Origin of the sequence: uncultured Fibrobacter sp. (assembly GCF_947305105.1) — a bacterium.
GTDB lineage: Bacteria > Fibrobacterota > Fibrobacteria > Fibrobacterales > Fibrobacteraceae > Fibrobacter.
The window spans coordinates 44,404-60,660 of record NZ_CAMZCS010000010.1 but is presented as its reverse complement, the minus strand read 5'-3'; the positions used below and the strand labels follow the sequence as shown (position 1 = coordinate 60,660).

The window sequence follows — 16,257 nt, the reverse complement described above, 5'->3', positions numbered from 1 at the left end:
AAGAATGCTTAAAAGAGTTTCTCGAAACCGATTTAGCAGTGGACCAGCGTCCCGAGGTCGCCTTCGATGGCGGCGCGGGTCAGGTTCCCCTTTTCCATCTTGAACACGAAGATGGGCATGTTGTTTTCCATGCAGAGGGCAACGGCTGCCGTATCCATGACCTTGAGGCCGCGGGAAATGACTTCCTTGTAGCTGATGTCGTCGAAGCGGGTGGCCGTCGGATCCTTGACCGGGTCTGCGGTGTAGATGCCGTCGACCTTGGTGGCCTTCATGATCACGTCGCATTCGCTTTCGATGGCGCGCAGCGCGGCGCAGCTGTCGGTGGTGAAGAACGGGTTACCCGTACCGGCGGAGAAGATGACCACGGAGCCAGCGGAAAGGAGCTTGAGGGCCTTGCGGCGGTCGAAGAATTCGCAGACCGGTTCCATACGGATGGCGGACATCACCACAGAATCCACGCCCTGCTTGTCGAGAGCATCCTGCATGGCAAGGCCGTTCATCACGGTGCCGAGCATGCCCATGGCATCGCCCTGGGCGCGGTTCATGCCGCCAGCGGAGGCGGAAATACCGCGGACGAGGTTGCCGCCGCCAATCACGAGCGCGACCTGCACGCCCTGTTTGACGATGGATGCGATTTCGCTTGCCATGTCGGAGAGAATAGTATTATCGATACCGTGGCCCTTTTCGCCTGCGAGGGCTTCGCCACTGAGCTTCAAGAGAATGCGTTTGAATTTGGACATAATAAAGTGATTTGTGGTTAGTGATTGGTGGTTGGGGCCACCATTTTTTCATTGAAAATTTAATAAAAAGGCGTGGGCAAAAGGGGTTTTAGGGGATGTGCCCCTAGGAGAGGGGGTAGCGGAAGACGCGTGCGGCTGGAGCGAGGGGGATTCTTCCCCCTTTGACTTCGGAAGATTAAAATTCTTTGTTACAAAAAAGTGTCGCTTTTCTTACTTCATCGTGACGCGGAAACGACTGGAACTGGCAGTTGGGCCGCAATTCAAAAAATTTCTATCTTGTACCCCAACAAATTAAACACTAACAGTTAAGGATATATGAGTCTTAAAATCGTTGTGCTTGCCAAGCAAGTACCTGATACACGAAACGTAGGCCCGGACGCCATGACGCCGCAGGGTACTATCAATCGTGCCGCTTTGCCCGCGGTCTTCAACCCCGAAGACCTGAACGCCCTGGAGCAAGCCCTTCGCCTGAAGGACCAGTTCCCCGGTTCCACCATTACCGTGCTGACGATGGGTCTGCCGAAGTCTGCCGAAGTTATCCGTGAAGCTCTGTATCGCGGTGCCGACTGCGGTTACGTTATTACGGACCGTTCCCTCGGTGGCGCCGACACGCTCGCTACTAGCTACACGCTCGCCCAGGCCGTCAAGAAGGTCGGCGACTATGACATTATCCTTGGTGGCCGCCAGGCTATCGACGGTGACACCGCACAGGTCGGTCCGCAGATTGCTGAAAAGCTCGGCCTTACCCAGGTGACCTATGCCGAAGAAATCTTGAGCCTCGACGAGAAGGCCCGCAAGGTCGTGATCCGCCGCCATATCGACGGTGGTGTGGAAACGGTGGAAGCACCGCTCCCGCTGGTCGTGACCGTGAACGGCAGTGCCGCTCCGTGCCGCCCGCGCAACGCGAAGCGCATCATGAAGTTCAAGAACGCGACCGCCGTCGCCGAACGCGCTCCGGAAGCCGCCGAAAAGTACGCCGCCCTCATCGCGAAGAAGCCCTACCTCGACATCCCGCAGTGGGGTGCCGCAGACATCGACGCCGACCCGACGCAGATCGGTAAGGCCGGTTCTCCGACGAACGTGAAGGCTGTCAAGAACATCGTGTTCAAGGCGAAGGAAAGCCGCACGCTTACCGCGAGCGACGCCGACGTTGAAGGACTTATCAAGGAACTTTTAGACGAGAAGATTATTGGCTAGCCTATGAATAACGTATTTGTATATTGCGAAATTGAGGGCACGACCGTCGTTGACGTTTCCCTCGAACTTTTGTCCAAGGGTCGCAAGCTGGCCAACACGCTCGGCGTTCAGCTCGAGTGCATCTGCGCCGGCAAGGGCCTCGATGGCATTGAAAAGCAGGTTTTCCCCTACGGTGTGGACAAGGTTCATGTGTTCGACGCCGAAGGCCTGTTCCCCTACACCACCAACCCGCATGCAGCCCTCGTGGTGAACCTCTTCAAGGAAGAGCAGCCGCAGATTTGCTTGCTCGGTGCAACGGTGATTGGCCGTGACCTCGGCCCGCGCATTTCCAGCGCCATGCACAGCGGCCTTACCGCCGACTGTACCGAACTCGAAATCGACAGTTTCGAAATGAGCATCGGTGGCGTGAAGAAGGCTTACGAAAACCAGCTTTGCCAGATCCGCCCGGCATTCGGCGGCAACATCGTCGCGACGATCGTGAACCCGGAACACCGTCCGCAGATGGCGACCGTGCGCGAAGGCGTGATGAAGAAGGAAATCGTGGACCCGAACTACAAGGGCGAAGTTATCAAGCACGATGTGGCCAAGTACGTGCCGGAAACGGAATACGTGGTCAAGGTGCTCGAACGCCATGTGGAAAAGGCCAAGCACAACCTCAAGGGCGCTCCGATCGTGGTCGCCGGTGGTTACGGCATGGGCTCCAAGGAAAACTTCGACATGCTGTTCGAACTTGCCAAGGAACTCCACGCCGAAGTGGGTGCAAGCCGCGCCGCCGTGGATGCGGGCTTTGTCGATCATGACCGCCAGATCGGTCAGACCGGCGTGACTGTCCGCCCGAAGGTCTATATCGCTTTCGGTATTTCCGGCCAGATCCAGCACCTCGCTGGCATGCAGGATTCAGGTATCATCATCTCCGTGAACTCCGACCCCGAAGCTCCGATCAACGCTATCGCTGATTACGTGATCAACGGCACCGTCGAAGAAGTCCTCCCGAAGATGATCAAGTATTACAAGGCAAACAATAAGTAGGCGATATGGCGAATTTTTATACAGATCATCCCGAGATTAAATTCAACCTCGAAAGCAATTCCCTGATGCCGCGCATTGTCGAGCTCAAGGAAAAGGGCTATGCCGACAAGGACGCTTTCGACTATGCGCCGGAAGATTTTGCCGACGCTATGGACAACTACAACCGCGTGCTCGAAGTCGCTGGCGACATCACCGCGAACACCGTCTTCCCGAACTCGGAAGAAGTGGACGCCGAAGGCCCGCACTGCGAAAACGGCCGCGTTCGTTACGCCGCGAAGACCTACGAAAACCTCGAAGCCACCCGCAAGGCTGGCCTCAACGGTGTCACGATGCCGCGCCGCTTTGGCGGCCTGAACTTCCCGATTACCGCCTACACGGCCATCAACGAAATGATCGCCTCTGCAGACGCCGGTTTCGAGAACATCTGGTCCTTGCAGGACTGCATCGAGACGCTCTATGAATTTGGCGACGAAGACCAGCGTTCCCGTTTCATTCCGCGCATCTGCGCCGGCGAAACGATGTCGATGGACTTGACCGAACCCGATGCCGGTTCCGACCTGCAGCGCGTGATGCTCAAGGCCACCTACAGCGAAGAGGACAAGTGCTGGTACTTGAACGGCGTGAAGCGCTTCATCACGAACGGCGACTCCGACATCCACCTGGTGCTCGCCCGCTCCGAAGAAGGCACCCGCGACGGTCGTGGCCTTTCCATGTTCATCTACGACAAGCGCGACGGTGGCGTTGACGTCCGCCGCATCGAAAACAAGATGGGTATCCACGGAAGCCCGACTTGCGAACTTGTCTACAAGAACGCCAAGGCTGAACTCTGCGGCCGCCGCAAGTTCGGTCTCATCAAGTACGTGATGGCCCTCATGAACGGCGCCCGCCTCGGCATTGCCGCCCAGTCCGTGGGCATCAGCCAGATGGCCTACAACGAAGCTCTCGCCTACGCCAAGGACCGTAAGCAGTTCGGTCAGGCTATCGTGAACTTCCCGGCCGTGTACGAGATGATTTCCCACATCAAGGCTCGTCTCGACGCAGGCCGCGCCCTGTTGTACCTGACCGCCAGCTACGTGGACATCTACAAGGGCCTCGAAGACATCGAACGTGACCGCAAGCTCACCGACGAAGAAAAGGCTGAACTCAAGAAATACCAGAAGCTCGCCTCCGCATGCACTCCGCTCGCGAAGGGCATGAACTCCGAATACGCGAACATCAACAGCTACGACAGCATCCAGGTTCACGGCGGTTCGGGCTACATGCTCGAATACGCTTGCCAGCGCCTGTACCGCGACGCCCGTATCACTTCGATTTACGAAGGTACGACGCAGTTGCAGACGGTTGCGGCTCTCCCGCACGTGACCACCGGTACCTACAGCCAGATGCTCGAAGAATTCGAAGCCCAGGATGTGCGCCCGGAATACGAAGCACTCAAGGCCCGCGCAAAGGCCATGGACGCTAAGTACAACGAAGCTGTGGAATTCGTGAAGGCCGCGAACAACAACGAGTTCACCGACCTCTGCAGCCGTCACCTGTACGAAATGGCCGCCAACTGCGTGATGAGCCAGCTGCTCCTCCGCGATGCCACCAAGTCGCCTGAACTGTTCGACAAGAGCGTGAAGGTGTACCTGAACCTCGCTGAAGCCGAAGTCGCAAAGCACTACAACTTTGTGAAGAGCCTCAGCGTGGAATCGCTGGAAAGCTACAAGCAGGCATAAGCCATAGAATGTCATTCCCGCGAAGGCGGGGATCTCCCTTTAAAGAAAGCCTCGGTGATGAATCGAGGTCTTTTTGAATTGCTAAAAAAAATACAGCTAAAGTTTTTCCATATTCCGTTTTATTTACGTAAAAAAATGTTGTAAAAAAAACATTGCAACAGCAATTGTTCGCCATAGATATTCAGAACGAGACTATACTAAGTCTGAAAAGAACGCTACTCTTTGGCGCTATTTAAGTTTATCAAACTTTATCGTTTTATTAAAGAATAAATCCCTTTATTTCTCTAGAGCAAGTTTCAAGTTCCATTCATTTTAGAATTTTAATTCAATGTTATGTTTCTTGTTGTAGATAGTAATCTTTCCATCCGAAGAAACCTTTATTGAAGAACCTTTTTCTCCTAAAATTCTACATGCCATTTGTCCAGTTCCCAGTAGTTTTCCATGCGAAGTCAATTCACGTTGTTTAACAATAACACCATGCTTCAACAACAAGCCTTTTTTCGAAATAATAGAAACCCCATCACTCGTAAATATATTGAACAACGTATTTGTATATGTTTTATCAGAAACATTTATTTCGCCAAGAATGTTCAACCCTTCGTAGGACAAATCACTCTCATAGTCAGAATCTTCTTCTGGAATGAAAATAATTGAACTTTTGCGTTTTTGTGACAATTGAATTATAAAAAAGAAAATTGTTTTTAGGACATCTTCTTCCATAGTAAGCAAATTCATAAGTTTTTTTATTAAAGCATTGTAGTCTCGTACATGCCAAGCCCCCTCCAAATTAACAAACTCAACATTATTAGCTACCACAGATAAATAATTGGGATTCACAACCCTAATAAGAATATCCATTTGTGACAAAGTATTGGTCATTAAATACTGAGATATGTATTCTTTTAAAGGCAAATCCCGATGTTGCAAAACATATAGACAATTTGACTCTAATTTTTTTGAAAAAAGAAAAAAACTTGTTTTACCATCCGCAATGTACCATAAACGTTTATTGATTTCATCATTTCTTATTAAATTAAACAGATTATCATTTTTTGAAATGAAACCTCCACGATTTTTATCCCCAATAATATTTTTTCCATTAAACGAATGGAAAGATTTTGTTAGAATCATACCTGTTTGAATATTGGCTCCTTCAAAAGTCAAACTTTTTATTTTTATTGCATAAGCTATAAGAAATTTTATGTAATCAACATTATATTTGCCCTTCGCGGCATACGTCGTTATAATCTCTTTAATTAATGTTTCTCCAGCTTCATAAATCAAAGGATTATTCCTTTTAGCATAGACACTTGACAACAACGCAGTTAGCCCCTTTCCAATACAGTCAAATATTTTTGAAGGTATATAGCAAACGGCAAATCCCACAACACGAACACCCATTAATGAAACTATTTTTTTTTCATTCAAAACACAAGCAACTATAGAAACAGTCTGTTCATCCTCTATATATGTAGTACGTTCAGGACATTTAAATAGATTAAACTTTGATTGGTATGTGCTTAATTTACATTGTAAACGTACATCACAATTCAGCAATTCAGCCAAACAATTTTGAAGAACAGAAAGAAACCCACTTTCTTTTAAAGACTTAAACCTTGGCAACATTTCAAAATCAGTGATTTTTTCCATTGTTATCACTCCCTTCTTTTTAGAATAATTATTGTCAAAATGTCATCAATCAAAAACCAACACACCACAACGACTCATTGAAAGGGGAACAACACACCCCTCAGAAGTTGAAGAACCATTTTATAAAAATCAACCATCCTTTAAATCAACCATCCTTTACACAAATTCTCATTTAATTCATTGGCGAATTTAAGTCGCCAAGTAAATTTGTTTAACTTGCCTAGAAATATACTCTAATGGAGTCAGAAATCCAAGTCGTTTTCTCGGCCGATTGTTCAATTTCCACTCAATCCACTTGACCTCTTCTCTTGTCAGGTCCTCAAACGAGGTTCCCTTTGGCAGGTACTGGCGAATCAAGCCGTTCATGTCTTCGTTTGCTCCTCGTTCCCACGAATGGTACGGGTGGGCGAAGTAATAACCGACATTCAACCTTTGGGCAATTCGGGCATGATCGGCAAACTCCTTTCCGTTGTCGGTAGTGGTTCCAGAATGCAAAACATGGACATTCTATCGTTGGCGGTAAGCAGGTTGCCCTTGTGGTGTGCCCCGCTCTCGATACTTCTTGTCTCCATGCCTAAGGTGGGGCTTGAATTCCTCTCTGCCCTCGATATGGCGGTATATCGTCGGAACGCTTGGGGATTTCTTGCCCTCCAACCCCCTGCGTCCAACGACCTGCTCCGGTGACAAATCCTCCTTTATCAAGGCTTCTGTTTCCGCCCAGACTTCGTCGCTATACTCATAGTGAATGTGGGCTTTGTGCTTGAGCCTTACGGCCCTCTTGTCTGCCTTGTCCGGATCGTACTTTTTGCGTCCTCCGTTCCTGGAAATCTCCTTGCTGAGTCCGCCTTCGGAAATTCCGACCAGCTTTGCTATGACTTTTTGTTGATGTCCGGCAACCAACAGTGCGCTAATTTGGCATCTTATGTCTCGGTTAAGTCTCATCGCTTGTCCTTTTCTTGGTCGAAAACGCAAGTTAGAAACCTAACCATCCCTAGGATTTACTTTCTAGGGATTTTTTTATTTTCAGCCTAGATAGGATTTACTTGACGATGAGAATCCGCGTAACTTAAATACAACCCAGACGCACGGAAAAATTACAAAGCCGTCTGTTTTTGTGCCAAAAACGCCCTATCTGAAACTGCCAGACGATTATTCCAAGCTGGAAGAAGCTCAACATGTTGACTTTTCTAATAAAAATTGGTATATTATAACCGGGCTGGTCGAAAGACCCAGGTCCATCTTTGGCGAGGAAGTTCCTCGCCTTTTTTGTGGAGAGAGTCTTGAAGGAACTAAGTGTTTTCATCGATGAGTCGGGGGATTTTGGCGAATATAGCCCACATTCTCCGTATTACATAATAACAATGGTGTTCCATGACCAAGAAGTCGACATTCAAGAAAATGTTCTTCGCCTTGATACCGAGCTGTCCTATCTTGGACTTGAGAATCTTTGCATCCACACCGGCCCAATTATCCGCAAGGAAGAAATTTATAAAGACATGGGAATAGCTGAGCGGAGGCGCATTTTCAACAAAATGATGGCGTTTATCCGTTCAGTAGGTATCCAGTACAAATGTTTTTCCATCGAAAAAAAGCACATCAAAGATTCTGTAGAAGCAACAGGCAAACTTTCGAAGCAAATATCCTCGTTCATTAGAAATCATTATGATGATTATCTTGCTTTCAACGATGTCAAAATCTACTACGACAATGGACAAGTCGAAGTAAGCAAGCTTTTGTCGTCTGTATTCAACGCACTGCTGCCAAACCCAATTTTCCGAAAAGTGATGCCTACTGATTATAAATTGTTCCAGGTCGCAGACTTTATTTGCACGATGGAACTTTTGAACCTGAAACTTGAAAACAATCTTTTCTCAAAATCCGAAATGATTTTCTTCGGCAACAAGCGCGACTTGAAACAGAACTATTTAAAGGCTCTGAGAAAGAAAGAATGGAATTAATAGCTCGGGCGTTGCGGGGCGGCGTCTGAGCACCCGCAGTGGGGGTAGCGTAAGACCCGGCCGGGGGGGGGTGTCCGTGTTCCCGAAGGGAACGACTATAAGGGCGGGGGCCGGGGCTGAAGCGAGGGGGACTCCTCCCCCTTTATATTATGGCAAATATTTGCTATAGAGTCCTTGGTTGGAGAATGTCGGCTCCACGCCGTGCGTTTCTTTGGAAACCTAGCCGCTGATGGGACTCCTTTTTGCATAGGCATAACCGCATTCCATTTTGCGTTCGAACTCTTCGTCCGTTTCTTGCAAAGTTTTTACGCACTCCGTGATATTGGCTGCATCTTGTTCCACCTCGTCCCAGCTCTGGTCGATATAGGGGATTCCTTCGCTTCCGTAAAGTTCAATCAATTCCCATTTGGAAATGCCCAAAATATCCGCAGCACGGCCATGCGAAATAGTTTCGTTCTTGATGAAAGGATACAATAGCAACGCATTACGACGGAGCTCGTCGCTTTTATTTTCACACACCATGAAGTCCATGATTTCTTCAGGGATGTCCATTGTTACCGTAGCCATAAGAAGCCTCTGTCATTAAATATAAACGAATTCTGCAAGAGTGGCAAGCAGGCTTAATTATTAGGAAGTAGAAAAACTTAAAGACCTCGGCAGGAATGCCGGGGTCTTTGTTGTGTCCAATGCCGAACTTAGTCTTTCACGCAACGGACTGAATGTCCGTCGTTCTCGTCGTCGGCGCAGACGCTCACCATTCCTTCGGAACCATTGCCGAAGTGAATCATTGTTGGACAATCGTGATTTAAATTGTCTATAGTGGATGTCCAGAAAAAGGCGAAACGGCCGGGCTCAAGGAAAGATTGCGAACTTGCTCTGTATTCTCCGGCAGGCAAAACGGTAAAGCCGTATGTGTCTTTTCCGCCACCCCAGCCAACGACGGCGTAGTCAACGAATGCGGGGTATCCGCCGTTTCCTCTTTCGGGCCATTCTTCGACTGTGGGCAGGCTCCATCCGGGAGGGCATGCCACTTTTGCGGCTTCGAGGTTGTACAGGCGGCCATACTTGTCGCAGTTTTCTTGCTTGTTGCCGTTGCACCAGCTTTGCGGCCGGTTGGTTGGGAATCCCATGTCGCAGCCCCCGTTTTCGTCGCAATTGCTCACAAGGCTGTCTTTTATTTCGTAGTTGAGGTTTTCGGCCATCCAGATGCGTTCGCCGAGTTTTACAGTCCTGTACGTCTTTCCGTCTCGTGTGTCCGTAAATGAGGAACTGTCCTGTGCCGAAGTGGAATCGGTTTGCATCGATGTGGTATCGTTCTGCGTTGATGTGGTATCGATTTGCGTCGAGGAGGAATCGTTCTGTGTTGCTTTTGACGGTTCTGGATCCGGCTTGTTGCTGACTTCGTAAGTCTTTCCGCTGAACCGGACGAATTCGATGTCGTTGTTCTTTGCTTCGATGTCGAACCAGTGATCGCTATTGCACATGCATTTCGTTACATGTTTGAGGTCGCCATATTCGATATCCAAGGTGTCGCCGGAACGTTTTGTCGAAAGGTCCGCATCGAATGCACAGTAGTCGTTTACGTTCAAGAGCATCACCTGATAATGCCCTTCACCGTCGTTAAGGATGTACGCTTCGGGCAATTCTTCCGATGCCGCGTCGATGTCTGCTGCCAAGAAGGTTCGTCTTGCCAATGTAGAGATGCAAGAGCCGAGCTTGATGCCGTTCTTGGTGTCTGCGGCAAACGCCTTTGAGGGCTTCTCTTTGATACTTGAGCTGGATTGCTGCTCGCTTGACGACGGTTGCTTGCCGCCGACGGAACTGGACGAATTGCCGGTGTCGGGCGCGATGCTCGAAGAACTGTCGTTCTGCGCCACGGTGTTGTCAATTTCTGTAGTTCCCGCTTCGTTAGGCGAATCGGAGCAGGCCCAGAATAGTGCTACAGATAATGCGATGAAGTAATTTGTCTTGTTCATATTCATTAGCCTTTCCTTGATTCTGTGGTGTTAATCTTGTCTGTTAAAGGGAATACTTGCAAATTCATTTGATAGACCTGGTCTATCTTTTGGCATTCGTTTGCAATGTCAATAATCTTTTTGCGGAAGATGTCAATCTCTTTTGTGATGCGGTCATAAACGGATTTGTTTATTCCCATGGTGACACCCGAAAAGTTGCGTTCTTCTGCAGAATCTTTGGCAATGGACTGCACTGCCAATTCAGACATTTTCTTGTTCATCGTGCGGATGACAAGGGGAATCGTTTCTTTGGACCCTTTGACGGCTTTCTGTGTTTGTTCGTATGTTCCGTCGTCGTTCTTTTTGAGCAAATCTGCTTTGACAAGAAATTGAAGGATATCGCGGACTTGGACGGCCGTGATGTCGTGCTTTATTTTAGAGGCGATTTCTCCAAACGAGGCGTTTGGCATGAGGGGGGCGAGTTCGCGAATGATGGGGCAGGCCGGGGTCTCGTAATAATGGAATGCGTCGGCATCGACAATGCGAATCTTGTTCATGCGTGCTTCGCGTTCGAGTTGCTGGAGCGCGGCTTCTTTTTCGCTTTCGTTTTTTGCATTCCCGAATTTTACGAGCAAGGCAAAATAGGTGTAGTCAAAACCTTCAAGGCCCATGGCTCGGGCTGCTTTTGCAATACCTGGCTTGCTGAGGCTGGTTTTTCCGTCGCTAACGAGTTTCAAGTATGCTGGAGATGCAAATCCTGCAAGACTTGCGAACTTCCGCCAAGTGAAATACGAACTTCTCTTGCGCTCGGCATAGAAATCTCGCATGTACTCGCGATAATCTTGATATTCAGTAATTGGCTTCATATTCAAAAAAATAAAACAAAAATGCTGATTATGCAATAAAAACAGCAAATTTTAACAAAAAATTTTATCAGTCAATAAAATATGATACAAGGGTGTTTCATAAAGTTTTTTGCTAGGTAGAACCTGAGCTAAAATAAAAATGAAATTAAAAAACGATATCAAATGTTAGGGGTCAAAAATCCCGATTCTTGGAAATGACATCGTGAATATGGCGTTCACAAATACATTTTCTTTTTTGGCAAAATAGCCAACTTCAATATTTAGTAGAGATAAAAGGTCAAAACGGACGGATGCGCCATAGTCTAATCCCGTTGAAGAAAACCAACCCACCTGGGGGCCTGCTGCAACGCCCGCCAAAACGACAAATAGACCCTGAATATTTGGATAAAGTAAAACACCATGTTCATGATCGATGTAGTCATAAACATATCTAGTGCGAATGGACCACACAAATGCGTATTTCGGAACCCACAGACCATCTATACCCTTGGGACGTTCTTGCGCACCGATTAACATAGTAGGCAAAATCCACCACTCCAATCCAGCCACGAACATATTTCCGCCACCTACCTCTAACCCAAGAGGCAGTGGTATATAATCTGAGGCTTTTTCCTTATGCGCGTAAACTGAATCTTCTTCTGCCAAGGAATAACCCGGCAAGAACAAGGCTAATGCAAGAATCAGGTTCCTAACAAACTTCATGGTTGTGAATATATAAAATAATATCCCCCGGAATTTGGGTTTTGGGGATAAAGTGTTTTGGGTCTGGATCCTTCGCCCCTCCGGGATTTGTGGAATAGCCCTATTGTCACCTTGGAGGGAGTCCGCAGGACGACTTAAACGACACTTGGACATTTATGTCCCTAGTGGAGTTATCCTCTTTGGGGAGATAGGGTCTAAATGGACATGGCCACGAGAAACAACTGCGATATACAGAACGAAAGCGTAAAGTAGAACTTCTGGGAATTTGCCAAATATCCAAGTTCGTAATTCGCAACCAATAGCGAAGGTAAACCACCTATACGGATTGACGCTCCGTATTCAAAGCCTGTTTCTTTTTCCCAACCAATTTCGGGCCCCACGATAACCGAAAAGAGAAGTCCCGTTTCCCTTAAATACCGTAAATTTGGCTGGAAAAAGCCCCCTTGCTGGTGATTATCATAATCGTAGATGAACCTAATTCGATTCATCCATATCAGCATGTGCGGAGGCAGCCATGGCCCTTGCACGGATTTCGGCCTTGCGGGTTCGTACAAGACGCTGGACCGGCCAAATATTATATCCACTCCAGCAGAAAAAATCCCTGGGCCACTACCGACTGCAACACCCCAAAGGCTCGGGGAAAAGTCTTCCTGGAACATAAAGAAGTTCGGTTTCTTTTTTACGGGAACTTCTACATCGTCTGGATCTTTGGCTGAAGCCGATTCAGTTGCCATGGAAACATCCGGCAAAAGCAAAGCTAAAACAAAAATCAGGTTCCTAACAAACTTCATTTATTATCGTGGACCAGCGACAACAATCACTTAGACTCTCCGCAAGCAGCCAAAGCGTTTGCGATGTCGCGTTCAAGTTCTGCTTCATCCATGTCAATATACGGGATACCCATAGAACCATACAGTTGAATAAGAGACCACTGTCCATTTCAAGGATCTCTCATCCATAAATATACACTTTTTAAAACAAAAGGCCAAATAAAGGAAACGCCCTTCCGCAAAGAAAGAGCGTTTTCATAGTCTTTTGGGGATTGCCGCGGCTCCTTACGGAGCCTCGCAATGACACGCTAGGTTACGAAGCAGCGAAACGTTTACGTTTCGATATTTCGTAACCGACGCCGTCATGGCTCACAGAGCAATGACAAGCTATGCTTTTACAGTCGTAAATGCGAAAGCCTCGCCGTCGGCGTCGTTGGCTTCGAGGCCATCGGCAGCAGCAGCCCAGGCAATCTTCACGGCCTGAGTTTCGCCAGCGATGTAGGCTTCGTTTTCGGCAACGGCCTGCTTGAAGACTTCACTTGCAGAGAACAGCGTCACTTCGATCTTGTCGGAGATAGCGTAGTTCTGGTCCTTACGGCGGTTCTGGATGCGGTTCACGAGTTCGCGGGCCACGCAGGCGCGGCGGAGTTCGTCCGTGATCTTCAAATCCAGAGCCACGGTGAAGTGCTGGTTGGCTTCCACAGCCATGCCGTCGGCAACGATGCGGTTGAGCATCAAGCAATCGGCACCGACTTCACCGAATTCGAACTTGATGGTTTCGCCATTCTGCAAAGCCTTGATTTCATCAACCGAGAGGCTATTCAGCTTAGCGGAAATCACTTTCATGTTCTTTGCGTAATCCGGGCCCTTCGCCTTGATAGCGAGGAAGTTCGGCTTGGCGGAGAGCTGCACGAGCTTCGTCTCATCTTCGAGGAACTTCATTTCGCGAACGTTGAGTTCTTCGAGAATCAAGTCCTTCATCGTTTCAGCAACGTTCTTTTCTTCGGTGCCATGAGCAACGACCGTCATGCTGGCAATCGGCATACGGTTCTTTACGTTGTTCGTAGCGCGAATCACGCGGCCCATTTCGACCATGCCACGCACCATGGCGATGCGTTCCACAAGCTTTTCGTCCATCAGGGACTTGTCGGCGCTGGGGAATTCGCAGAGGTGCACGCTCACCGGAGCGTTGGCATCGACTTCGCGGACGAGAATCTGGTAGATTTCTTCGGCGAGGAGCGGGAGGAACGGAGCGAGAATCTTGGAGAAGTCCACGAGCACCTTGTACATGGTGGCATAGGCGGCGTTCTTGTCGCCATCGTTTTCGCTCTTCCAGAAGCGGCGACGGCTGCGGCGCACGTACCAGTTCGTGAGGTCATCGACCGCGGCAATCACGGCGGGCACCACGTTGTACAGGCGGTAAGCCTTCATTTCCACTTCGACCTTGGCGGCCAAATCCTGCAGCGTTGCAAGCATCCAGCGGTCAAGTTCGTTGTCAGACTTCACTTCCTGACCCGGCTTCCAGTTCAGCTGGCCCTTGGCGGCGTCGGCGTTGTGGTTAGAGACAAAGAATGCAACAGCGTTCCAAAGCGGGAGCATCACCTGCTTCACGATGCCCTTCACGCCTTCTTCGCTGAAGCGCAAATCTTCAGCCTTCAAAGCGGCAGAGTTGATCATGAACAAGCGAATGGCGTCGGCACCCGTGCGTTCGATGAGGTCGTTCGGGTCCGGATAGTTGCGCTTGGACTTACTCATCTTGGAACCGTCTTCGGCCAAGATAATACCGTTCACAATCACGTTCTTGAATGCCGGCTTCTGGAACAAAGCGTTAGAAAGCACGGTCAAGGTGTAGAACCAACCACGAGTCTGGTCAAGGCCTTCGGCGATGAAGTCGGCCGGGAAGCTGCGTTCCACGAGTTCCTTGTTTTCGAACGGGTAATGGCGGCTGGCATACGGCATAGAACCAGATTCGAACCAGCAGTCGAAAACTTCAGGCGTACGGCGGTAGACCTTGCCGTCCTTTTCAATGGTGAGCTTGTCCACAAAGTGCTTGTGCAAGTCATCGAGCTTCACACCAGTGAGCTGCTGGAGTTCTTCGATGGAACCCACAGCAATCATGTCGCCATCGTCAGAGAGCCACACCGGAATCGGCGTACCCCAGAAACGGTTACGGGAAAGGTTCCAGTCGCGGGCGCCTTCGAGCCACTTGCCAAAGCGTCCATTCTTGATGTGGTCCGGCACCCAGTTCACGGTCTGGTTGTTTTCGACCATCCATTCCTTCAGGGTCTTGGTCACGCCGTCCTTGCTGGTAACAGGCGCGTCAATCTTCAAGAACCAAGTCTTGAGAGCGCGGTAAATCAGAGGAACGCCGGTACGCCAGCAGTGCGGGTAGCTATGCACAATCGTGTCCTGCTTGAATACGCGGCCCTGTTCCTTGAAGAAGCGGATAATTTCCTTGTCAGCTTCCTTAGCACCAAGGCCCTTCCACATCGGGACCTTGTCCGTGAACTTGCCTTCGGTATCGAGCGGGTCGAAAAGGCCGAGGTCAAGTTCAGCACCCTTCTGGAAGTCTTCTTCACCGAAGGAAGGAGCGGTATGCACGGCGCCAGTACCGTCTTCGGTACTCACGTAGTCGGCGGGGTAAATCTTGTAGTGGCGGGACAGCTGGTCCGGCGTCACGAACGCATCGGAGATGCGGGAAAGCGGCTCGTAGTCCTTGCCCACGAGTTCGGAACCCTTGCAGGTATCGACGATGTTGGGGTTCTTGAAGTAGGCTGCGGTACGGCTAGCGGCAATCCAGTACTTCTTGCCATCCTGTTCCACCAGGTTGTAGTCCATGTCCGGGCCCACAACGATGCAGAAGTTGGAGTACAACGTCCACGGGGTCGTCGTCCACACGAGGATGCTCGTGTCCTTGAACTTGGGCTCGTTCGAGTTAATCGGGAAAATCAGCGTGAGAGACGGATCCTGACGGTCCTTATAGCCCTGGTTGGTTTCGAAGTTCGAAAGCGGAGTCGCGAGAGCCGGGCTGTACGGCTGGATGCGGTAGCCCTGGTAGATGAGGCCCTTGTCGAAGCACTGCTTGAACACCCACCACACAGATTCCATGAAGTTCTTGTCCATGGTCTTGTAGCCCTTGTCGAAGTCGACCCAGCGGCCCATGCGGCGCACCGTCTTCTTCCATTCGCTGGTGTACTTGAGCACCTTGCTGCGGCAAGTTTCGTTGAACTTGTCGACGCCAAGCTTCTGAATTTCGGCAACGCCCGCGAGACCGAGTTCGTTCTGCACCAGGGATTCAATCGGAAGGCCGTGGCAGTCCCAACCGAAACCGCGCGGAACCTTCTTGCCTTTCATGGTCCAGTAACGCGGAACGATATCCTTGATGGTACCGGCAAGCAAGTGACCGTAGTGCGGAAGGCCCGTTGCAAACGGAGGGCCATCGTAGAAAGTGTACGGTTCGGTTTCCGGACGGCTGTCAAGCGACTTCTTGAAGCTTTCGTCCTTGTCCCACAGGCCGAGCACGCGCTCTTCAATCTGCGGGAAGGTTTCTTCTTTCTTTACTTCACGAAACATGTTTACCTCTAAATAGTAGGCAGTAGGAAGTAGGAAGTAGACAGTGAATCTGCTTGAACCTCTACCGACCACAAGGCGTTAAATTTTCGGGTGCAAATG

General features: G+C 49.6%; 14 protein-coding genes. 4 read left to right on the top strand and 10 right to left on the bottom strand.

All coding sequences use genetic code 11. The features are described 5' to 3' along the window. Positions 1–32: 32 nt before the first annotated feature. On the bottom strand, positions 33–740 hold the full coding sequence (gene pyrH / locus Q0Y46_RS06820) for a UMP kinase (RefSeq protein WP_297946044.1): 708 nt from the start codon (positions 738–740) through the stop codon (positions 33–35). A 315-nt stretch (positions 741–1,055) separates the two neighbouring features. Between pyrH and Q0Y46_RS06815 the strand changes: the two genes are divergently transcribed. The 3 genes from Q0Y46_RS06815 to Q0Y46_RS06805 are packed head-to-tail and all read left to right on the top strand — an operon-like array spanning position 1,056 to position 4,684. Continuing rightward, on the top strand, positions 1,056–1,937 hold the full coding sequence (locus tag Q0Y46_RS06815) for an electron transfer flavoprotein subunit beta/FixA family protein (RefSeq protein WP_173342700.1): 882 nt from the start codon (positions 1,056–1,058) through the stop codon (positions 1,935–1,937). A gap of 3 nt (positions 1,938–1,940) precedes the next feature. Further along, positions 1,941–2,966 (top strand): electron transfer flavoprotein subunit alpha/FixB family protein, encoded by a 1,026-nt coding sequence (locus tag Q0Y46_RS06810; protein ID WP_173555602.1) that lies wholly within the window; start codon positions 1,941–1,943, stop codon positions 2,964–2,966. 5 nt (positions 2,967–2,971) lie between these two features. After that, positions 2,972–4,684 (top strand): acyl-CoA dehydrogenase family protein, encoded by a 1,713-nt coding sequence (locus Q0Y46_RS06805; protein WP_297946041.1) that lies wholly within the window; start codon positions 2,972–2,974, stop codon positions 4,682–4,684. Between the two features lie 312 nt (positions 4,685–4,996). Here Q0Y46_RS06805 and Q0Y46_RS06800 read toward each other — a convergent pair whose 3' ends face one another. The 3 genes from Q0Y46_RS06800 to Q0Y46_RS14890 form a co-directional block, all read right to left on the bottom strand. Then, positions 4,997–6,334, bottom strand: a complete 1,338-nt coding sequence (locus Q0Y46_RS06800) for a hypothetical protein (RefSeq protein ID WP_295685359.1) — start codon at positions 6,332–6,334, stop codon at positions 4,997–4,999. A 189-nt stretch (positions 6,335–6,523) separates the two neighbouring features. After that, positions 6,524–6,763 carry an IS30 family transposase gene (locus tag Q0Y46_RS14895; protein ID WP_366522491.1) on the bottom strand — a complete coding sequence of 80 codons (240 nt, stop codon included), beginning with the start codon at positions 6,761–6,763 and terminating at the stop codon, positions 6,524–6,526. Positions 6,764–6,841: 78 nt separating this feature from the next. Beyond that, the gene (locus Q0Y46_RS14890) at positions 6,842–7,276 is read right to left on the bottom strand and encodes a hypothetical protein (RefSeq protein ID WP_366522488.1); all 435 of its coding nucleotides are present in this window, start codon (positions 7,274–7,276) and stop codon (positions 6,842–6,844) included. 338 nt (positions 7,277–7,614) lie between these two features. Between Q0Y46_RS14890 and Q0Y46_RS06790 the strand changes: the two genes are divergently transcribed. Beyond that, positions 7,615–8,292: a DUF3800 domain-containing protein gene (locus tag Q0Y46_RS06790; protein WP_297946037.1), complete on the top strand. Its 678-nt coding sequence runs from the start codon at positions 7,615–7,617 to the stop codon at positions 8,290–8,292. 219 nt (positions 8,293–8,511) lie between these two features. On the opposite strand, the gene Q0Y46_RS06785 is transcribed toward Q0Y46_RS06790, so the two are convergent. The 6 genes from Q0Y46_RS06785 to ileS form a co-directional block, all read right to left on the bottom strand. Then, on the bottom strand, positions 8,512–8,859 hold the full coding sequence (locus tag Q0Y46_RS06785) for a UPF0175 family protein (RefSeq protein ID WP_297946036.1): 348 nt from the start codon (positions 8,857–8,859) through the stop codon (positions 8,512–8,514). A gap of 128 nt (positions 8,860–8,987) precedes the next feature. Next, positions 8,988–10,274 carry an FISUMP domain-containing protein gene (locus Q0Y46_RS06780; RefSeq protein ID WP_297946034.1) on the bottom strand — a complete coding sequence of 429 codons (1,287 nt, stop codon included), beginning with the start codon at positions 10,272–10,274 and terminating at the stop codon, positions 8,988–8,990. Then, positions 10,274–11,113 carry a TIGR02147 family protein gene (locus Q0Y46_RS06775; protein ID WP_295685344.1) on the bottom strand — a complete coding sequence of 280 codons (840 nt, stop codon included), beginning with the start codon at positions 11,111–11,113 and terminating at the stop codon, positions 10,274–10,276. Before Q0Y46_RS06775 ends, Q0Y46_RS06780 begins: the two co-directional genes overlap by 1 nt. A gap of 165 nt (positions 11,114–11,278) precedes the next feature. Continuing rightward, complete coding sequence (locus Q0Y46_RS06770) at positions 11,279–11,815, bottom strand: hypothetical protein (protein ID WP_297946032.1); 537 nt, start codon at positions 11,813–11,815, stop codon at positions 11,279–11,281. A 194-nt stretch (positions 11,816–12,009) separates the two neighbouring features. Further along, the gene (locus Q0Y46_RS06765; protein ID WP_297946030.1) at positions 12,010–12,549 is read right to left on the bottom strand and encodes a hypothetical protein; all 540 of its coding nucleotides are present in this window, start codon (positions 12,547–12,549) and stop codon (positions 12,010–12,012) included. A gap of 423 nt (positions 12,550–12,972) precedes the next feature. Beyond that, positions 12,973–16,158 carry an isoleucine--tRNA ligase gene (ileS, locus tag Q0Y46_RS06760; protein ID WP_297946028.1) on the bottom strand — a complete coding sequence of 1,062 codons (3,186 nt, stop codon included), beginning with the start codon at positions 16,156–16,158 and terminating at the stop codon, positions 12,973–12,975. Positions 16,159–16,257: the final 99 nt, after the last annotated feature.